This window comes from Rhodoplanes elegans (assembly GCF_016653355.1).
GTDB classification, from domain to species: domain Bacteria; phylum Pseudomonadota; class Alphaproteobacteria; order Rhizobiales; family Xanthobacteraceae; genus Rhodoplanes; species Rhodoplanes elegans.
Map to the genome: position 1 here is coordinate 105,338 of NZ_NHSK01000074.1, position 18,803 is coordinate 124,140.

The window sequence follows — 18,803 nt, forward strand, 5'->3', positions numbered from 1 at the left end:
ATATCTGAACTATAGCGGACAACTCGTCCTAGGTCAAGCGGTCCTATGAAAGATTCCGTGGTCTACGACTTTTCCGGTTTTGCTCCGGCTGATGCGACCGACGGCACGGAAGAACTCCTGCCGGACGGCGATCTCGACGACCTCGACGATGACGAGGCGCTGGTCGGGTTGCTGAAAGATGCCATCGCCGCCGGGGCGGCTGGCGAGAAGGACTAACGCAATGGACATCCACGTCCTCGGCGCATCGCTCGAAATCAAGTTCATGGACGGCGGCGACTGCGCGCCCGGCACGTTCGAGGGCCTGGGAGCGGTTTTCGGCAACGTCGACAGCGTCGGGGATCTGATCGAGCCCGGCGCGTTTTCCAAATCGCTCTACGCCTGCAAGGCCTGCGGCAAGTACCCGCCGATGCGCAAGATGCACGGCATGGGCGCGTCGAGCCTCGACCCGATCGGGGTCTGGGATCACATGGAGGAGGACAGCCGCGGCCTGATTGTCAAGGGCCGGCTCGTTGGGCTCGACACCGAGCAGGGCAAATGGAACTACGCGCAGCTCCGCGAAGGCGCGCTGAAGGGCCTCTCGATCGGCTACCGCGTGTCGCCGAATGGCTCGCGCCGCGGCTCCGGCAAGATGGGCGAGCCAGCCCGCTACCTGAAACAGATCGACCTCAAGGAGGTCAGCCTCGTCGACATGCCGGCGAACGCGCTGGCCACGGTCACGGCGATGAAGAGCCTGTACGGCGCCGCCGCCGACATCAGTTTCGATCCTCGCGAGATGGAGGGCGCCCTGCGTGATGCCGGGCTCTCGCGCGCCGACGCCGTCAAGGGCGTGGCGGTCTTCCGCACCTACCTCCGGCGTGATGCCGGGGATGCCGATCCTGCCCTTCGTGACGAAGCGGCCGCGGCTGAGCTGGTCACTGCCATCAAGGCGGCGGCCGATCGCCTCCGGGCCCTGTAGCCCGACCGCACGAAGGACCATCATCATGGAAGACGCGAAGCAGGCCATCGACGGCCTGATGACGGCGTTCGAGGAGTTCAAGTCCACGAACGACGCCCGTCTGAAGGAGATCGAGAAGAAGGGCACGGCCGACCCGGTCGTGACCGACAAGCTCAGCAAGATCGAGAACACGATCGCTGGCTTCGAGGGCATCAACCAGCGGCTCACCCAGGCCGAGGCGCAGAAGAAGGCGCTCGACGACCTGAAGAGCCAGTTCGACGCGATCGAGCTGAAGGTCGGGCGCATCGTCGGCAAGCCGCGCGACGAGGGCGAGAAGAAGGGGCGGGTCGAGACTTGGCTGCGCGCCGCTTGGCGGGCTCATGCCGTCGGCAAGACCAACCTCTCGGCCGATGAGGCCAAGGCCCTCGACGCGGTCGAGACCGAGATGAAGGCCCTCAACGTCGGCACCGACACAGCCGGCGGATTCCTCGCGCCCACCGAGTATGTGCGCGAGATCATCAAGGGCATCACCGATGTCAGTCCGGTTCGCAGTCTCGTCCGGGTGCGCCCAACGGCGAACAAGGCCATCCAGATCCCGGCTCGCCGCGGTCAGTTCGCCGCGCAGCGCGTCGGCGAGCAGGGCACGCGCACCGAGACGACCGGTCTCACCTACGGTCTGGAGGAGATCACCGCGCCGGAGATGTACGCGCTGGTCGACATCTCCCGGCAGATGATCGACGACGCGGCCTTCGATATGGAGGGCGAGATCCGGATGGAGGCCGAGGAGCAGTTCGCCGTGAAGGAGGGCGCCGAGTTCGTCTCCGGCACCGGCGTCGGCCAGCTCGAAGGCATCCTGTCGAATTCGTCCGTCGCCGAGACCAACTCCGGCGCCGCGACGGCGATCGCCGCGGACGGCATGATCAATCTCTTCCACGGCATCAAGACGGCCTACACGCGGAATGCCACTTGGGTCCTCAACCGGACCACGCTGGGCTCGGTTCGGAAGCTCAAGGACACGACGAACCAGTACCTGTGGCAGCCCGGCGTCGCCAACGGCGTCCCGAACTCGATCCTGGGCGCGCCCTATGTCGAGGTGCCGGACATGCCGAACGAGGCGGCGAACGCCTACCCGGTGGCGTTCGGCGACTTCCGGCGCGCCTACACGCTGGTAGATCGCATCGTGATGGAACTGCTGCGTGACCCCTACACGCAGGCCACCAGCGGCAACATCCGCTTCCAGTTCTGGAAGCGGGTCGGCGGCAAGGTCACGCTCGCCGAGGCGATTCGGAAAATGAAGTGTTCGACCTGACGAAGGTCCGGCGCCGTCGGCCCCGGCCGGCGGCGTTCACCTCTCCCGCAATCAGAACTGAGGACAGATCGTCATGGACGACCTCTACAGCTCCCTCAAGGTGACCCGTGTCATCCCGCCCGTCGCGGTCGGCACCACGGGCACCGGCCAGACCGGCAAGATCATTGATCGGCAGGGCTACGTCGGCCCGGTCCTGTTCACCGTCGGCTACGGAGCCATCACGTCGAGCACCGCGGTGTTCACGGTAACGGTGAAGGAGGGCGATGTCACCGGCACGCTCACCTCCGTGGCCGACACCGACCTGATCGGCACCGAGTCCGCGGCCGGCCTCGCCGCCGGCGCCCGCACGTCGAACTCGACCAAGCTGGTCACCAAGAAGATCGCCTACAAGGGCGCCAAGCGGTACGTGCAGTGCAACGTGAAGAGCACTGCCACGGCCGGCACCCCGGTGCACGTCGACGCGTTCCAGCGCGCCGCGTCCGCCCCGGCGAGCTGATCACGACACTTGCCCCGGGCCGGCCCCGAACTCCGGCCCGGGGTTCCTCAGCGTCTCCGAACAGCGCAGGACACGAGATGAGCCTCGACAACGGCGAGCGCCAGGTCGCGCCGACCATCGACGGAATCCGGGCCGACCACGTCGCCCGCTACAGGTGGGCCGCCGAGCGGCTGCCGGCCGGCTCCCGCGTGCTCGACGCGGGCTGCGGCATCGGATACGGCGCCCGCATCCTGGCCGAGGCCGGCCACAAGGTCGTGGCGCTGGACCGCAGCGCCGAGGCGCTCGCCTACGGCCGCGAGCACTACGACCACGAGGGCATCGCCTGGCGCACCGGCGACCTGTCCGACCTCGGCGTGCTGCCCATGCTCGACGCCGTGGTCTGCTTCGAGGCGATGGAGCACCTCGCCGAGCCGATCGCGTTCCTGCGTGAGGCCCGCCGGGTTGCGCCGCGGCTCCTGCTCTCCGTTCCGAACGAGCTCGGCATGCCGTTCGGCCGCCGCGGCTACGCCTTCCACCACCGGCACTACACGCCGGACCAGCTCGGATGGCACCTCGCTCGGGCCGGATTTGAGCCGAGCCTCTGCGGGTGGCAGGCGGACGCGGTCTCGCCAGTCATGGAAGAGTGGACGAGCACCGAGAGCTACCCGCGAACCCTAGTGGTCGACGCCAAGCGCGTCGCCCCGGCGCTGAACCTCGGCCCGGAGCCGGCCACGCCAGAGCGCGCCCCGCGCCACGTCGTCATCCTCGGGCTCGGCCCGTCGCTGGAGACCTTCGTCGACCTCGTGAAGCGCATGGGCGGCGCCTCGGCGCTCTGCGACGAGGTCTGGGGCATCAACGCGGTCGGCGACGTCATCGCGTGCGACAAAATTTTCCACCTTGACGACGTAAGGATCCAACAGGCGCGCGCCGAGGCATCTCCGACTAGCAACATCGCCGCGATGCTGCGCTGGATGAAGCGCCATCCCGGCCCGATCTACACCAGCCGGACCCATCCCGACTTCCCCGGCCTCGTCGAGTACCCGCTTCAGGACGTGCTCAACTCGATCGGGTTCGCCTACCTCAACAGCACCGCGGCCTACGCCGTGGCCTACGCGATTCACATCGGCGTACAGGAGATCGGCCTGTTCGGCCTGGACTTCAGCTACGCCAACAGCCACCAGGCCGAGAAGGGCCGCGGCTGCGTCGAGTTCCTGCTCGGCATCGCACACGCCCGCGGCATCCGGATCGGGTTCCCCGAGACCACCACGCTGATGGACGCGTGCGCACCGAACGACGAGCGGCTCTACGGCTACGACACGGTCCACGTCGACCTCGCAGGCGGCGGCGACGAACCGATCACCGTGGCGCTCCGCGAGCGTGAGACGATCGCGACGGCGGCCGAGATCGAGGCCCGCTACGACCACGCCCGGCCCACCGTGCCGGCCGAGATGCTCGCCAAGGCCGCGGGCTGACGACAGGAGATCTACATGGCGGCTGCGCAACTGATCGCGACCGGGGACACGGCGACGAGCTCGTCCGACCAGACGGTCGCCGATGGCTCGACGCTGACCGTGGCGCTCAAAGGCGTCACGGGGTCTCAGGCCCGCGTCCTGATCGAGCTGAAGGACGACGGCGGCACCTACAACGTGGTTGGCGAACTGAACTCGCTGCAGCCCGCCACTGTGATCGCGGCGCCCGGCGTCTACCGCCTCACCCGCGTCGCCGGCGCGACCTGCGGGGTCTACAGTGGGTAGCCCGCTCCGTCCGGTGCTGCGGCCTCTGTTGAGGAGCCCGCTGCGCGATCCGCTCACCACGGGACAGGGTGTGCGGGTGACCCCCACGTTGCGAAACGTGGCCACGCGGTGCGCGATTCCGAACGTTCTGAGCACGACACTCAAGTATGCGAACGCGCGCCGCGCGCACTACGCTCGGGACGCGATTGCGTCGTTGCAGATCGTCATCCCGAATTTCTACGTCAAGGCGACTGCCGCGACCGGAGAGGCTGGGACCGGCGGCACCGCGACCGTGTCGGCGAGCATCGAGTATCCGCTCGGAACGCGCACACAGGTGCTGTTCTCCGGGGTCGCGACAGGTTCGATCCCGAACAACAGTTACATCGTTTCCGACGCGGTTGCTGTGTCGATTCCGAAGGATGCTCTATTTTACGTCTGGCTGCATTGGGAGAATGCGTCTGGGTTCCCTTATAGGAATTACACCGGTAACAATCCTGGCGTGTTCGCGAGCGACGGCTACGAGTATTCGGCCTCGTCGCTCGCGGACAAGACGATGAGCGGGACGATCGCCAACAATTCTCCAACCAACACCAATGTATTCGGCTGCTGCGCGATTATTGCGATGTCGAAGCGGCCGGCGGTGCTGCTGATCGGCGATAGCCGATGCCTCGGTACGCGGGACTCCAATGTCGCAGGGTTCGGCGACCTCGGTGAGGTGGAGAAGAGCATCGGCCCGTCGCTCGCGGTTGCGAATTACGGAATTTCGTCGCTCACGGCGCAGGGGTGGAACAACTCGCACGCGAACCAAGTCGCGTTGGCCCAGTATTTTCAGAACATCGTCATTCAGATTGGGGTCAACGATCTGTACAGCGGCGCATCGGCCGCAACTCTCATCACCAGAAACACGACGATCGCCGGAAACTTCACGGGAAAACGCATTTTCTATACGACGATCCCGCCAGAGACGACGTCGACGGACAACTGGGCGACGGAAGTAAATCAGACGCCGGTGTCGGTTGAGAACGACACACAGCGGAAATCTTACAACGCCTCGGTTCGGGCCGGGTTGTCCGGAGCGTACGGCTATTTCGAAATCGCCGATGTGGTCGAAAGCGCACGGGATAGTGGCATATGGAAAGCTGGCTACACGCCTGATGGTGTGCACGAAAACGCAACGGCGACGGCCGCGATCAAGGCGAGCGGTAACATCAACGCGACGGTTTTCGCGGCTACCTGACCCACCCACACCCCAATCTCAGTTGTGCCCCATCGCGAGGCAAGATGAAACTCACCATCCTGAAACCCTTCCCCTACGCCGCAGACCACATCAACGCCGTGATGGTCGAGCCCGGAGAGGCCGAGATCGCGGACGACGTGGCTACCGGACTGATCGTCGAGGGCTACGCGCGCGACCCTGCCAAGCCGCAGCCGATCCCGATGCAGCAGGTGCCGGTCGACAAGCCGGCGGCGCCCGCCGCCGAGAAGCGCAAGGCCTGACCATGCTCGTCGTCACCACCGCGGCGGCCCGGACCGATCTCACGACGCTGGAGCGGGTCAAATCCGACCTCCGGATCGAGGGCTCGGCCGAGGACGCCTACCTCCGCGGCCAGATCGCGGTGGCGACCGACCTGATCACGCGGCACCTCGGCGTTGTGCCGGCCGGCCGGTCCCGCACGCTCGGGCGCGAGACCTTGGTCGAGACGCTCCGCCCGGACCGCAGCCGCGAGCTCCTGCTCCTGTCGCGCACCCCCATCGTGTCGATCGCGTCGGTGGTCGAGGCTGACGAGACGGTGGACGCCGCGGAATACGAGATCGAGGACGCCGCGGCCGGTATGGTGCGCCGGCTCGACGCCGACGGCGATCCCGCGCTCTGGGCGACCGGCCGGATCGTGGTGACATACACGGCGGGGTGGCTGATGCCTGGCGATGCCAGCGCCGACCTGCCTGCCGCGATCGAGGCGGCCGCGATCGAGCTCGTCGGCTCGTTCCGCTCGGCGCGCGGCCGCGACCCGCTGGTGCGCTCCGAGAGCGTGCCGGGGCTCGGCGACACCTCGTATTGGATCCAGTCACCCATGGAGGCGGGCGAGCTGCCGCCGTCCGTCGCGACCAAGCTCGCCCCGTATCGGAGGATCGCGCTGTGATCAGCCCGCTCAACCTCGGCGACTCCGTCATCGGCGCAGCCACGGCGGCCGCGGGCGAGGTCATCACGTCTTCGGCCGACATCAACGGCGCGACGCAGGCCTACCTGGAGATCGAGGACGACGTCTCCGCGGTCCTGCTGTCGGTCAACTTCACGTACGGGTCTGGCGGGAGCACCCTGAAGGTCATCGTCGAGACCAGCGTCGACGGTGGCACGACCTGGACCGAGGTCTATCGCGCGGCCTTCACCACGGCGAGCGGCCAGCGCCTCGTCAACCTGTCGGCACTGACCCCGGTGAGCCCCTACACCCCGGCCGCGCTCAGCGACGATGCGGTCAAGGACGGCATCATCGGCCCGCGCTGGCGGGCTCGCAAGATCGTGAGCGGGACCTACGCGGGGAATTCGAGCCTGTCGGTTCGGATGGTGCCGCGGCGATGAGCCCGGAGGCGGCCCGCGCGATGTACGCGCGCCTGATGCAGGGCGGCCAGACCGTCACCATCAGGCGTCGGACCGGCGCCGGGTCGAACCCGCCAACCTTCGAGTTTGCGGTCCGCGGCCGGCATTCCGGCTTCGACCCGGCTTCGTTGGTCGGCGGCATCGTCCAGGGCGACAGTCAGGTGATCATCCTCGCGGAGGATCTTGCCGGCGTCGGGTTCGCACTACCGTTCCGGACGACCTATGACGCCGTGATTATCGACGGGCAAAGCTACAGCATCAAAGCGCCAGTGCCGCGCCGGGCGAGCGACGGGACGATCGTGGCGTACGAACTGCAAGTCACGGGTGGTGGGAAGTAATGGCTCACTCCCGCATCCTGACCCCAGCCCCACCGGTGCGGGTGTCGCCGGGGTCGAGGAAGACAACGCCGCCGCGTTCCAGGGCGCCCTGGATAGCGGCAAGGATCGTGGCGCGGACCGGCGGGACGTCGTCGGTCTGCTCGGTACGGGAAACGGTGGCGTAGGAGACCGACGCGGCCTCGGCGAGCTGGGATGATGTCCACCCCAACAACGCCCGTGCCGCCCGAATTTGCTTCCCCGTGAGCATCGCGGGCGGCTTGTACAGCGCGGCGTGGTGCCGGACAACAGCGGAATTCCTCGGCATTTCTCGGCCTTTCTCGGCAGAAGTGCGACGTTACGTAAAAAATGCGCTTGCAACGTAGCTGAAAGGCGATATCTTGTCACTACCGAGCACGATCGCTCATCAGCACGTCGAGGGTAGAGCGCAGATGCAAACCACTATGGCTGCAGCCATGAAGAGCACACCGGCCGGCCGGCTGATGGTCGCCGACGTCAATCTCCGGATCGCGGTCGAGAACGCGCTTCGCGCGCGCCGCGGCAGCGTCGATCAGGCGCTCGACCTGTTCCTGCGCACCAACGGGCGCGAGGCGCTCCACGATTATTTCGAGCTTGTCGCCGCCGACATGGCCGGCGCTGCTCTGCCGGGCGGGGGCCATATGTCGATTGGCTCCCAAAGAACTCGTGCCCTCGCCCGGCGACCGAATGACGACGACGCTGGCCAATGTTTCGGTGCCAACCACTCGGCGAGTGCCGGCGCGTCGTCACCCTCTGACGGACGGACCGACCATACCTGCGGTGTAGCCCACGTTGCGCCTGTCGGTTCTCCGTCTCTCTCTGACGGCGGTGCGGGCCAGCTCCGCATTGGCGCCCATTCACCTCGTGCCCGCGCCCCGTCACCCCTTCGCGAGCGGGCGGACCAAAGCCGCATTGTCACCCAGTCGCCGGGTGTCCGCCCCGCTCGCGATCCCTCTCCGACCCAACTTCGCGCCGTCGACGCGGTGAAGGGCGCCGCCGCAGATGCGATCTGGCGGGTGAAGAAGACCAGTGACGGCCGCGCGTGGGGCGAGATCGGGTATCACGAGCTGGCCGGGCTGGCGCGCGACGGCGGCATCGCCAAGGCGCTGATCGACCACATCGGCGCGGTCAACGACAAGCAACGGTTCGCGCCGCTCCCGACGCTGGTCTCGGCCGGCACATTCGAAACGCTCTGCCGCAACGCGGAGCGGGCCAATGTCTGAGGAGATCATCGCTCAGATCCGCGCGTGGCACCGGGAGCGGTGTTATGCCATGGAGCAGCGCAAGCGTTCCAACGCCGCGCTCGGCGCCTACCTGCGGACCGCGCTGGGCTGGCGCAAGGACGCGCCGGCCGAAGAGCGGAAGGCGATCGAGGCGTTGGCCAAAGATCTGATCATCTGCGGCAAGCTGGGTGCCAAGGCCGCGGCACTGAAGACGCCGAAGCAGAACCATCATGAACTGGCCGGGTCACCAGAGTACAAGCGGTTCGCCAAGATCATCAGCGCCTCGATCAAGGCGCGAGCGCCGTGGGACGCGATCGAGTCCGAGTCGGTTAAAGCTTTGGAGGTTCTTGCCGAGCAGTTGCCCGTGTGGGCGGCGTTCGGCGCAGAGATTCGCGGATTCGGTCTGAAGTCGCTGGCGACGATCGTCGGAGAGGCCGGTGACCTGTCGAACTACGCCACGGTCGCGAAGCTGTGGAAGCGGATGGGCGTCGGGGTCGTCAACGGCAAGCGGCAAGGTGGCCTCGCCAAGTCGGCCAGCAAGGACGAGTGGATCGAGCACGGCTACAACCGGCAGCGCCGGTCGCGCATGTGGAACGTCGGCAAGGCGCTGATCTATGCCGGCGGCGAGTACGCGGACCTGTATCGCGCACGGAAGGAAGTCGAGCGGCAGAAGGCGGCCGACGAAGGGCTGACCGTCGCGCCGGCCGGGTCGATCCCAAAGAAACGGGCGGCTGAGTTCCGCTCGCTCGGACACATCGAAAAGCGCGCTCAGCGCGTGATGGAGAAAGAGCTTCTGAAACGCCTGTGGAAGGCGTGGCGGCGGGCCAGCATCCAGGTGAACCCCGAGGAGAGAATGCCCGCCTCCGAAATTCTGATCGCGGCCGAATAGCCGCGCGCGGCGGACCATTGCTGAATTGCAAACCACTGGTGCGGTGTCCGCCGCACTAATTCGGCGAAAGCCGAACGCCAGACCAAATCACCTTTGAATCCCAGAGACCGAGTGTCTGGCAAGCGGGTCGCAGCGATGCGGCCCGCGCACCTATGGAAGGTAGGCAATGGCGCTGTCGGCCAAGATCGAGGCACTCGACCGCGACGTTGAACTGATCATTCAGTCCGACCTCTCGCCGGCGGCGCGCAGCCGCGTGCTGGCGCAGTTCGCACGGGAGCAGATCGGGATCGCGAGCGAGCAGAACCGCCGCGCTCTGGGCTCTGTCCCGCCGTTCACGACGTTCGTTGACGGGTCGGAAAGTGCCGCACTCGATCGGGTTCGCCCGGATGGCGTGATCTCGGTCGAGTACGAGTTGTTCGTCGATGTCCTGCGCTTCATCGCCGACGAGTTGGTCAAGACCTCGCCGAAACTCACCGGCCGCTACTCGAAGAGCCACATCCTGATGGCCGATGGCGACGAGATCGAGCTGACGGACGACCTGCCGGACGCTGCCGAGTTTGCGTTCGTGTCGACGATGCCGTACAGCCGAAAACTTGAAAAAGGCTTGTCGCGGCAAGCACCTGATGGAATTTACGAAGTGCTCGCCGCCAAGGCCAAGCGCAGGTTCTCCAACATCGCCACAATCCGCTTCGGCTTCCGATCGGTGCTCGGCGCCTCGGCGCTGAACACCTGGGCAGGCCGGACCCGCATGCGGCCGAACCGCACCAACAAGCAGTCGGCCCGCGCGTTCGGCGACTGGCTCCGCCGGCAGCCGGCTATCGTCGTCACGTTCAGGAACCGATAGCAGCATGGCCGCCGACGCCGTTTACGACGCGATCCGGGCCTACCTGGAGGGCACCGAGAGCACGCCGCCGGCGTGGACCGCGACCCGGATCCGCTGGGAAAACGAGGACTTCGTCAAGCCCGAGCCGCCGTCGCCGTGGATCGCTGTGGCACTCACCGGCGTGGTCTACGGCCAGCAAAGCATCGGCGCCGCGACTCAGGCGGATAACCGCTGGGACGAGGACGGGACGCTGTGGATCTCGGTGTTCGCCCCGGTCGGCCAGGGCGTGAGCGAGATCCGCGCGCTGTGCAAGCAGCTCGCGGACCTGTTCCGCGGGACGACTCTGCTCGGTGGTGCTTTGGAGTTTATGGACGCCGCGATCGGCACGAATGGGCCGGCTGCGGAAGAGGGGAATTGGTTCGAGCTGCTGGTCGCGATTGACTGGCGACGAATGGAGGCGTGATCACTTCGTCTTCATGAACGCTTCGACGGCCTCGGCCAGTGCAACAAGATCGACCTTCCCGTCGATCCCAAATTCGCGCGGGTCGTCGCAGTCGTACAGGTACGGGCCACCGCTGAACAGTGGGCCTGATTGCCGTTCAAGCTCGGCGATGATCGCGTCGAGGAGTGTCATTTCGGCCTCCTGTGAGGCGGAGAGAGTACCAAAATCCGGCCGCTTCGGCGAGCCGTAACGCCCTAACTGGCGCCTTGGGCAAGCGTCATCCGCGCCGTCGTGAGACGCCGCAACACCGCCGCCGTCGTGATGACGCCGGCTTCCTCCCTTTGATGGAGCCCAAACTATGACGTCGAGCAATCGTACGAGGGTGGCCGTCTGTCGTGAGTCGACGGTCGGGACGACGCCCAACACCCCGCGCATGCGCACGATGCGCATCACCGGCGAGTCGCTGTCGTTCACGCCGGAGTACGTCGACAGCGACGAGGTCCGCTCGGACCGCATGCTCGGCGACCCGATCAAGGTGATGCAGGCCAGCCAGGGCGGGCTCAATTTCGAGCTGAGCTACCCGGAGGACAACACCCCGTTGTCCGAGGTGATCCGGTCGGCGCTGTTCGCCACCTGGACCAACACGCCGACCTTCGACAACGACGGCACAGCCGACAGCGTGTGCACCCAGGTCACGGACTCCACCGACACCTTCACGGTCGCGTCGGGCGGCGCCGCGGCCGTCGCCGGACATCTGATCCGGACGACGGGGTTCACCAACGCGGCGAACAACGGGATCTTCAAGGTCGGGTCATCGACCGGGACGACCATCGTGGTCGCTGGCACGCCCACGCTCACCGACGAGGCGGCCCCGCCCGCCGCCGCGAAGATCAAGGTGGTCGGGTTCCAGGGCGCGTCCGGCGACATCACGGCGACCAGCACCGGGCTCGGATCGACGCTGCTCGATTTCACGACGCTCGGCCTCGCGGTCGGCCAGTGGATCAAGATCGGCGGCACAGCGACGGGCGACAAGTTCGCGACGGCTGCGTGCAACGGCTTCGCCCGCGTCACCGCGATCGCGGCACACGCCCTGACCTGTGACAACCTGCCGAGCGGATGGACCACGGATTCCGGCGCCTCGAAGACGATCAAGGTCTGGTTCGGCGACCAGATCAAAAACGGAACCACCGTCTCGTCGATGACGATCGAGAAGGGGTTCATGGGCCAGACCACGCCGACCTACATCTACAACACAGGCATGGTCGCCAACACGCTGGAACTGACGTTCCAGAGCCGGCAGAAGATCACGGGCTCGGTGAACTTCATGGGCATGGGCGGCGGACAGGACACAACGTCGCTCGATTCATCGCCCGACGCCGAGACGACGAATTCCGTGATGGCCTGCCACGCCAACGTCGGCCGGCTCGCCGAGAACGGGTCGACCCTCACCGATCCGAACTGGGCGCGCTCGTTCTCGCTCAACGTCAACAACAACATCGAGATGAAGGACGCCGTCGACTCGACGTCGCCGGTCGGGCACCGCGAGGGCGAGTGCACCGTGACCGGCAACATCACGACGTACTTCGGCTCGAACTCGCTGCTGGCCAAGCTCTACGCGGGCACCGCGACCAGCATCAACGTCAGGGCCGCAAAGGACAGCCAAGCCATCATCCTCCAGGTGCCGCGCGCCACGCTGCGCTCTGGCGTCCCGGCAGCGGGCGGGAAGAACCAGAACGTGGAGCTGTCGAGCGATTTCCAGGCGTCGAAGGACACGCTCACGTCGGCGCACGTCATCATCGACCGCATTCCCTACTACGAGTGACCCGTTCCGCGGCCCGAACGCCGCGGCCCCGCTTCGTGGTGGTCTCCTCCCACGAAGACCCTGCGCGCAGAGGCGGGCGGCGGGTTCGGCCGCCGTCCGCCACCTCCCGAACGAGGACAAAATGGCGACACACGAACAAAGGCGCGTCGCTCGTCGAATGGTCGACGCAATCGCCGAAGTGAACGCTGCGCTGGCTGAGGCGGCGAGCGTCGATCTGCATGTGGAATTCACGCCTGCTGTGGTCGGCCGCATCTCCGGGATCAAGCTCACGTGTTGCGAATCCCGCGAGCGCGTCGACCCGCTTCCCCCTTCCGAACACGGTGACGACTGATGGACCTCTCCCAGATCAAGACCAACTCGGCCCTCATCGAGCAGGGCGAGTGGATCGGCGACCTCCCCGAACTCGGCGACGTCGCGTTCCGGGTCCGCGGGCTCGGCAACGCTGACTATCGCGCCCTGCAGCACAAGCTGATCAACGAGATCCCGGCGCGTCTGCGCCGCAAGGGGCTCGGCGCCGACGACCAGGACCGGATCCAGACCGAGTGCCTGATCGAGACCGTGCTCACCGACTGGCGCGGCCTCACCTCCGGCGGCGCGCCGCTCCCCTATAGCCGCGAGAAGGCCCGCGAGCTGCTGACCGATCCCGACTTCCGCCGTCTGCGTGACGCCGTGTTCGCCGCGGCGTCGATGGTCGGCGAGGACGTGGCGGCGGCCGACGAGGCGCTGGAAAAAAACTCCGAGACGTCTTCCGCTGGCGCCTGACGCACCAGGCCGGCGCGGTCCTGCTCGCGGACTGCGCCGCGGAAGGCGACGAAGAAGCGGCCCGGGCCTTGGAGCAGATCCCGGACGAGCCCGAGCCGCTCCCCGGCGCCGAGCTCTATCTCTCAGCGTTCCACGACCTCTCCGGAGATCGACAGTACGGCGCGATGGGCGGGGCCGGTCCGATCCCATGGCTCGCGCTCGACCGATGGGCCGGGCGCGCCGGGCTCGACGGCGACGACTTCGACCGGTTGGTCCGCATGGTCCGGGCGGTCGACGCAGAGTGGCTCGCCGATCAGGCAGAGCGGGCCGAGGCGGAACGGCAGCGGCAGAAGCGGGACTAAGGCGACATGGAACTGAACGCGGTCAGGACGTTGCGGGTGGTCGGCCGGTCCGAAGGCGTGGACCGCGTCGCCTCGGACTTGCGGGATGTCGCAGATGCGCAACAGGCCGTCGCGGTGTCGTCGGACACCATGACGCGCCGGCAGACCTCGGCGGCGCGGTCGTTTGCGGCGATGAACGCGCAGGTCGACCCGGCGGTAAAGGCTCAGCAGGCATTCGAGCGCGCGCAGCGCATTGCCGACCGGGCGCTACAACAGGCAGTCATCACGCAGAACGAGCACGCGCGCGTGATGGAGCAGGCGCGCCGCCGTTATCTCGACATCGTGCCGGCGAACGAAAATCTCGCTCGCTCGACCGGACTTGCCGCGCACGAGATGACCAATCTCGGGCGACAGACCGCCGACGTGTTCACCATGTTGGCGATGGGCCAGTCGCCGTTCATGACGCTGGTCAGCCAGGGGCCGCAGGTCATCGACATCTTCAAGTCGACGAAGGGCTCGATGGCCGGATTCGGCCAGCAAATCGCAGCCCTCGTCACGCCTGCTCGGTTCGCGGCCGGCGCGGTTCTTGCGATCGGCACCGCGGCTGCGATGGCGGCGATGCAGTACGCCGACGCGCAGCGCGAGATGAAGATGGCGCTACTCGGCGCCGGCAGTGCGTCGGGGGCGACCGTGTCGGAACTCAACGACATCGCCACCACGCGCTCCGGTCTCACCGGCTACTCGATATCCGAGGCGCGTGCGCTCGCGACCGAACTCGTCAAGACGGGGAAGATCGGTTCGGCAGCGATCGGCGAAATCGTGTCGATCGGCCACGGGCTCGAAAAGTTCCTCGGCGTCTCCGGCCCGGAAGCGGCCAAGATGATGGCCGAGTCGTTCGCTGATCCGGTCAAGGGCGCGCAGTCGCTGAACGAGCGCATCGGATTCCTTGACGCCAAGACCCTGCACTACATCCAGACGCTGACGGAACAGGGCGACCGGCAGCGGGCGATCGCGACGCTCACCGACGCGCTCAGGCCGAAGATCGAGGCGGCAGAGGCGAGCACGTCGAAGTGGGCGCGGGCATGGAACGCCGTCGCGAATGCCGCCCCCGATGCGTATGACGCGATGGGGCGCGGCGTCGATCGCATCGTCTCCGGCCCGTCGACGCAAGAGCAGATCAGCCTCAAGACGATCGAAATGCTCGACGTGCAGCGTCGCGCGATGGAGATGGCGCGCAACCCGGCCTCCAGCTTCTTCATGTCGAAGGACCCGGCAGCCGGAGCGCAAGCGCGTGTCGCGCAGCTGCAGGCCGAGATTGACGCTCTCCTGAAAGTCGCCGAGGCGGAGCGCAAGGCGTCGGAGGAGAGCCAGTCGCGGGCGCGGTCGCTGTCCGTGCAACCGATCATCAGCGCGCTGACCCAGGAGGTGCAGCAGCGCGAGGAGTTGGAAAACAAGATCAAGGCTCTCGCGACGGCGATGGCGGATCCGAGGTTCGCCGAGTTCACCAAGAACATCGATCAGGCCGCGCTTGCCATGCAGCGTGCGCAGGGCGCTGTGGACACGCTGCTGTCTCCGATGGAGCGCGTGGCCGCGCAGACGAGGCTCGGCATCGACACGGCCAACGCGCGCGGCCCGAACGCGCAGGCCAACATCGCGGCGCGCCAGAAGGCGCTCGAACTCGCCGGGCAAGAGCTGACGACCGCCGAGCGCGCGGCTCAGATCGAGGGCGCGCGGCTCGTGTCGCTGGAGCAGTCGAATCGCGCCATCGCGGATGCGGTCAACGCCAGGACGCTGTCTGCTCAGCAGAGCGTGGAAACCGCGCGGCTTGAACTCGACCTCGTCGGCAAATCGGCAGCAGAGCAAGAGAAGATGCGTGGAGCCTTGCAGATCAGGCATCAGCTTGAGCAAGAGGCGCTGCAGACCTACGGGAATAGAGACGCCTACGACAAGGCTCACCTCGCGTCTCTGCTCCGGCAGAACGAGGCCACCGCGGAGTACAAGCGGCAGACCGCTGTTGCCCAGATCAACGACCAAATCAGGTTTGACCGCGAGACCGCGTTTCTGTCGTCGGAAGACGTCCAGATCGCGCAACAGCTCAAGTCGATCTACCCCGACGTCGCGGCGGCTCTGAACAGCTCCGAGGCCGCGGCGATCCGATTCAACAATTCCATGAAGTCGATCGGCGATGCGGGGCGCGAGGCGTTCGGATCGATCGCGCAGGCGATGGCGGATGGTAAGATCACGGCCGACGAGTTCTCATCGGTCCTGACGTCGCTCCAGTCTCGCCTGATCCAGATGGCAGCCAACAAGGTGTGGGACGGAATTTTCGGGACAGCCGCCGGTGCAGCTACAGGCGGCGCGGCGGGAGGCGGCATGTTCTCGTGGATCTCTGGCCTGTTCGGCTCGGCCAACGGCAACGTGTTCGCCGGCGGCAACATCATCCCGTTCGAACGCGGCGGCATCGTCGACAGGATGCAATATTTCCCGCTCGCGAACGGCGGGATCGCGTCGATTGCCGAAGGCAATAAGCCCGAGGTCGTGATGCCGTTGCGACGCACGCCGGACGGCCGGATGGGTGTGGCTGCGACGGGTGTGGGGGGTGGCGGGTCAACGAACTTTACATTCAACGTCGTCAACAACTCGTCGGCGCAGGTCCGCGTCGAGGAGGAGTCGGACGGCCGCGGCGGCCGCAAGCCACGCATCGTGATCGACGAGATGGTCGCCGGGTCGATGCGCCCGGGCGGCGCCGGGAACCGGTCGGTGCTCGGCGCGCTCGGCGCACGCCAGCGGCCGCGGCGAATGGGGGCCTGATCATGGCGGTCGCGGTCTGGCCGGGCGAACTCCCGGAGTACGTGCTGGTCGACGGGTTCTCGCTGACGCAGCCGGACGGCCGGCTGCGCACACCGACCGACACCGGGCCTGGCAAGACGCGCCTCAAGAACAGCGCGGCGATGACGCCAGTCGCGGCGCAGGTTTACCTCAAAGGGCCGAACGACATGGCCAGGTTCCGCCGGTTCTGGGCCGAGGATCTGGCCGGCGGCGTGCTGCCTTTCGTGGTCCGCGATCCGCGTCACGATGGTGCGCTGCTCGGCGACGAGGACGGGCTCGTCCTGGCCGACGAGGACGGCGCGCCGATCGAGGTCTCGGCCTATTGGCTGGCCGAGTTCGACGCGGCGCCGGCCGAGTCGCAGGTCGCGGGCTACTTCTCGCGGCTGTCGTTCACGTTGCTCGTGTTCCCGGGGTGATGGTGAGCCTTCAGCTCGTGGGCGAGCGGGGCGGGCGCACGGGGCTGTGCGGCGTGACCGGGGCGGAACGCTGCGCCGGGACGAGGCGGGCCGCCACAGGATTCGGCGTGTGGTCGAGCATTGCGCCGGAGTTGCCGTCGGCGAGCGCGCCGATCACGCCGCCGACGATGATGTTGCCGGCGCCCGCGACCGCACCGCCGGCGCCGACCTCGGACTTCACGGCGATGGTCTGCGGCTCGAATCCGGACTTCTCGAACGTGACGCTGAATTCGAACTTTCGCGGCAGCGGCATCTCGCACGGCGTGACGCAGGACAGGCCGTTCGAGAGCCGCGCCAGCGCGCCCTCCGGCTCAGACACGAACCGCACCTGTTCGTCGGTGCCACGAACCATGGTGGCGCAGCCGGCGCACATCAGCGCGGCCAGCATGACTGGCAATACACGCATGATCCCCTCCCGTGTAGACGCTGGACGCTACGACCGGCGCGAGCGCGGCACAATCGGGAGGCGGTAGCCCGTGCCGAATGAGATCCCGAGTGTTGTAAAACAGCAACTAAACGCCGAGCGGTCGACGACCGACTACGCCGTGCTGGTGACGATCGACGACGACACGCTTTCGGCGCCGCTCCGGTACACCGACAAGGCGGTGACGCGGCTGTCGAGCGACCCGATCCGCTACGGTCTGGTGTCGGCCGGCGAGACCTACGTGCACGCGCTGCTCGGCAGCGTGCTCCCGGACGACACGAGCGAAAACGCGCAGTCGACGACGATCACCATCGACAACGTCGTCGAGGACGTGTGGTCGTCGATCCGCGGGTTGACCGCCGACGCCACGGTCTCGGTCGCGCTGGTGATGATCGCCATGCCGGACGAGCAGTTCCTCGCCTACACCGGACTGCGGGTCGTGGACCGCTCGGTCAAGTACGAGGCGATCACGCTCGAAGTGTCCCGCCACGCCAACCGCTCGGGCGCTGCCGATCTGCTCTACCCGCTCAGCGGGGAACGGCAGACGAAGCGCAAGGCGCCGGGGCTTTTTAGGTGAGAGGCCCCGCGGCTTCGCGTCTCGGCCACGCGGTCCACCGAGACGGGCTCCGTACTGCCGCAATGAGCGCGCGCGAAGCCGCGAGACGACCCACCAATACAACAACGGCGAGCTGAATGAAACCCCCACCCGATCGTAAGGCGCCGGGGTTTTTTCGCTGAAGGAGAGTCACTATGGATCGTCGATCGTTCTTCCGGTTCGTCGGACTGGCGGCGCCGGCTGCGGCAACAGCACTGCTGCCGCAGCGAGGGTATGCGACGGGTGGCGTCGTAGGTCCGGGTGTGCGCCCGTTTATCCCAGGTGCCGGGCGGATTTGCGAGGCCGGGCCCGAGGCCGTGATGCCGCTGCGGATGACGATCGAGAACCGCGTCGGCGCGGCGATCATCATCTCAGCGATCGGCGGCAAGCGTGAAGCCGGTCACTGATCGCCACTGGTCGGCCGCGTGGCTCGGCATCCCGTACCTGGAGGCCGGGCTCACGCGGGCCGGCGCCTCGTGCTGGGGTCTGGTCCGGCTCGTCTACGACCACGAGCTCGGCATTACGCTGCCGAGCTATGCTGGCGCGCCGTGCGAGGCGGAGCGGGCCGAGATCGCCGGGGCGCTCGCCGGTGACGCTGCGGCCTGGCCGTGGCGCGAGGTGCCCGTGGACCGGGCCGAGCCGTTCGATCTGATGCTGTTCCGCTACGGCCTGACCGAGTCCCACGTCGGGCTGGTCGCATGGCCCGGGCATCACCTGCACGTCATGACCGGCATCACCAGCCGGATCGAGGCCTACCGTCGCGCGCCGTGGGACGGGCTGGTGTCGCGAGTGCTGAGGCACGTGAATGTCGGCTGATCT

27 protein-coding genes are annotated in these 18,803 nt (G+C 67.0%); 24 read left to right on the forward strand and 3 right to left on the reverse strand.

The window, feature by feature from the left end:
- Positions 1-57 precede the first annotated feature (57 nt).
- From CCR97_RS08435 to CCR97_RS08485, 11 genes are all read left to right on the forward strand, one after another.
- The gene (locus CCR97_RS08435; protein WP_170145652.1) at positions 58-216 is read left to right on the forward strand and encodes a hypothetical protein; all 159 of its coding nucleotides are present in this window, start codon (positions 58-60) and stop codon (positions 214-216) included.
- Positions 217-220: 4 nt separating this feature from the next.
- Positions 221-955, forward strand: a complete 735-nt coding sequence (locus CCR97_RS08440) for an HK97 family phage prohead protease (protein WP_170145653.1) — start codon at positions 221-223, stop codon at positions 953-955.
- A gap of 25 nt (positions 956-980) precedes the next feature.
- Positions 981-2,243 (forward strand): phage major capsid protein, encoded by a 1,263-nt coding sequence (locus tag CCR97_RS08445; protein ID WP_111355244.1) that lies wholly within the window; start codon positions 981-983, stop codon positions 2,241-2,243.
- Positions 2,244-2,316: 73 nt separating this feature from the next.
- Positions 2,317-2,739 (forward strand): hypothetical protein, encoded by a 423-nt coding sequence (locus CCR97_RS08450; protein WP_111355245.1) that lies wholly within the window; start codon positions 2,317-2,319, stop codon positions 2,737-2,739.
- A gap of 77 nt (positions 2,740-2,816) precedes the next feature.
- Positions 2,817-4,190, forward strand: coding sequence for a class I SAM-dependent methyltransferase (locus CCR97_RS08455; RefSeq protein WP_111355246.1), 1,374 nt, complete (start codon positions 2,817-2,819; stop codon positions 4,188-4,190).
- 15 nt (positions 4,191-4,205) lie between these two features.
- Positions 4,206-4,472, forward strand: a complete 267-nt coding sequence (locus tag CCR97_RS08460) for a hypothetical protein (protein WP_111355247.1) — start codon at positions 4,206-4,208, stop codon at positions 4,470-4,472.
- The gene (locus tag CCR97_RS08465) at positions 4,465-5,688 is read left to right on the forward strand and encodes an SGNH/GDSL hydrolase family protein (RefSeq protein ID WP_146618613.1); all 1,224 of its coding nucleotides are present in this window, start codon (positions 4,465-4,467) and stop codon (positions 5,686-5,688) included. Before CCR97_RS08460 ends, CCR97_RS08465 begins: the two co-directional genes overlap by 8 nt.
- A 44-nt stretch (positions 5,689-5,732) precedes the next feature.
- On the forward strand, positions 5,733-5,948 hold the full coding sequence (locus CCR97_RS08470) for a hypothetical protein (protein ID WP_111355249.1): 216 nt from the start codon (positions 5,733-5,735) through the stop codon (positions 5,946-5,948).
- Positions 5,949-5,950: 2 nt separating this feature from the next.
- On the forward strand, positions 5,951-6,592 hold the full coding sequence (locus CCR97_RS08475) for a phage head-tail connector protein (protein ID WP_111355250.1): 642 nt from the start codon (positions 5,951-5,953) through the stop codon (positions 6,590-6,592).
- Positions 6,589-7,029 (forward strand): hypothetical protein, encoded by a 441-nt coding sequence (locus CCR97_RS08480; RefSeq protein WP_111355251.1) that lies wholly within the window; start codon positions 6,589-6,591, stop codon positions 7,027-7,029. Before CCR97_RS08475 ends, CCR97_RS08480 begins: the two co-directional genes overlap by 4 nt.
- Entirely contained in the window at positions 7,026-7,385 is a 360-nt protein-coding gene (locus CCR97_RS08485) for a hypothetical protein (protein ID WP_111355252.1), read from the forward strand. The genes CCR97_RS08480 and CCR97_RS08485 overlap by 4 nt, the downstream gene beginning before the upstream one ends.
- Positions 7,386-7,389: 4 nt before the next feature.
- Here CCR97_RS08485 and CCR97_RS08490 read toward each other — a convergent pair whose 3' ends face one another.
- Positions 7,390-7,689, reverse strand: coding sequence for a helix-turn-helix domain-containing protein (locus CCR97_RS08490; RefSeq protein WP_244670326.1), 300 nt, complete (start codon positions 7,687-7,689; stop codon positions 7,390-7,392).
- A 148-nt stretch (positions 7,690-7,837) separates the two neighbouring features.
- Between CCR97_RS08490 and CCR97_RS08495 the strand changes: the two genes are divergently transcribed.
- The 4 genes from CCR97_RS08495 to CCR97_RS08510 all read left to right on the forward strand — a co-directional run bounded on the left by CCR97_RS08495 (position 7,838) and on the right by CCR97_RS08510 (position 10,798).
- Positions 7,838-8,623, forward strand: a complete 786-nt coding sequence (locus CCR97_RS08495; RefSeq protein ID WP_146618614.1) for a hypothetical protein — start codon at positions 7,838-7,840, stop codon at positions 8,621-8,623.
- Positions 8,616-9,512, forward strand: coding sequence for a hypothetical protein (locus CCR97_RS08500; protein WP_146618615.1), 897 nt, complete (start codon positions 8,616-8,618; stop codon positions 9,510-9,512). The genes CCR97_RS08495 and CCR97_RS08500 overlap by 8 nt, the downstream gene beginning before the upstream one ends.
- A gap of 166 nt (positions 9,513-9,678) precedes the next feature.
- Positions 9,679-10,356, forward strand: coding sequence for a hypothetical protein (locus tag CCR97_RS08505; protein WP_111355256.1), 678 nt, complete (start codon positions 9,679-9,681; stop codon positions 10,354-10,356).
- A 4-nt stretch (positions 10,357-10,360) separates the two neighbouring features.
- Positions 10,361-10,798, forward strand: a complete 438-nt coding sequence (locus CCR97_RS08510) for a phage tail terminator-like protein (RefSeq protein ID WP_111355257.1) — start codon at positions 10,361-10,363, stop codon at positions 10,796-10,798.
- On the opposite strand, the gene CCR97_RS08515 is transcribed toward CCR97_RS08510, so the two are convergent.
- Entirely contained in the window at positions 10,799-10,969 is a 171-nt protein-coding gene (locus tag CCR97_RS08515) for a hypothetical protein (RefSeq protein WP_170145655.1), read from the reverse strand.
- A gap of 166 nt (positions 10,970-11,135) precedes the next feature.
- On the opposite strand from CCR97_RS08515, the gene CCR97_RS08520 reads away from it, so the two are divergent.
- From CCR97_RS08520 to CCR97_RS08545, 6 genes are all read left to right on the forward strand, one after another.
- Positions 11,136-12,599: a phage tail tube protein gene (locus CCR97_RS08520; RefSeq protein WP_111355258.1), complete on the forward strand. Its 1,464-nt coding sequence runs from the start codon at positions 11,136-11,138 to the stop codon at positions 12,597-12,599.
- A 121-nt stretch (positions 12,600-12,720) separates the two neighbouring features.
- Entirely contained in the window at positions 12,721-12,930 is a 210-nt protein-coding gene (locus tag CCR97_RS08525) for a hypothetical protein (protein ID WP_146618616.1), read from the forward strand.
- Positions 12,930-13,361 (forward strand): hypothetical protein, encoded by a 432-nt coding sequence (locus CCR97_RS08530; RefSeq protein WP_201159426.1) that lies wholly within the window; start codon positions 12,930-12,932, stop codon positions 13,359-13,361. The genes CCR97_RS08525 and CCR97_RS08530 overlap by 1 nt, the downstream gene beginning before the upstream one ends.
- A 68-nt stretch (positions 13,362-13,429) precedes the next feature.
- Positions 13,430-13,702 (forward strand): phage tail assembly chaperone, encoded by a 273-nt coding sequence (locus CCR97_RS08535; RefSeq protein ID WP_111355259.1) that lies wholly within the window; start codon positions 13,430-13,432, stop codon positions 13,700-13,702.
- Positions 13,703-13,708: 6 nt separating this feature from the next.
- Positions 13,709-16,492: a phage tail length tape measure family protein gene (locus tag CCR97_RS08540; RefSeq protein ID WP_111355260.1), complete on the forward strand. Its 2,784-nt coding sequence runs from the start codon at positions 13,709-13,711 to the stop codon at positions 16,490-16,492.
- A 2-nt stretch (positions 16,493-16,494) separates the two neighbouring features.
- A complete protein-coding gene (locus CCR97_RS08545; RefSeq protein ID WP_111355261.1) occupies positions 16,495-16,926 on the forward strand; it encodes a hypothetical protein in 432 nt (143 codons plus the stop codon).
- 10 nt (positions 16,927-16,936) lie between these two features.
- On the opposite strand, the gene CCR97_RS08550 is transcribed toward CCR97_RS08545, so the two are convergent.
- Positions 16,937-17,371 (reverse strand): translation initiation factor 2, encoded by a 435-nt coding sequence (locus CCR97_RS08550; protein ID WP_201159427.1) that lies wholly within the window; start codon positions 17,369-17,371, stop codon positions 16,937-16,939.
- A gap of 70 nt (positions 17,372-17,441) precedes the next feature.
- Here CCR97_RS08550 and CCR97_RS08555 point away from each other — a divergent pair, with 70 nt between their 5' ends.
- The 3 genes from CCR97_RS08555 (at position 17,442) to CCR97_RS08565 (ending at position 18,800) form a co-directional block, all read left to right on the forward strand.
- On the forward strand, positions 17,442-17,966 hold the full coding sequence (locus CCR97_RS08555) for a hypothetical protein (RefSeq protein ID WP_146618617.1): 525 nt from the start codon (positions 17,442-17,444) through the stop codon (positions 17,964-17,966).
- A gap of 173 nt (positions 17,967-18,139) precedes the next feature.
- Positions 18,140-18,391, forward strand: a complete 252-nt coding sequence (locus CCR97_RS08560; RefSeq protein ID WP_146618618.1) for a hypothetical protein — start codon at positions 18,140-18,142, stop codon at positions 18,389-18,391.
- Complete coding sequence (locus CCR97_RS08565) at positions 18,375-18,800, forward strand: NlpC/P60 family protein (RefSeq protein ID WP_111355263.1); 426 nt, start codon at positions 18,375-18,377, stop codon at positions 18,798-18,800. Before CCR97_RS08560 ends, CCR97_RS08565 begins: the two co-directional genes overlap by 17 nt.
- Positions 18,801-18,803: the final 3 nt, after the last annotated feature.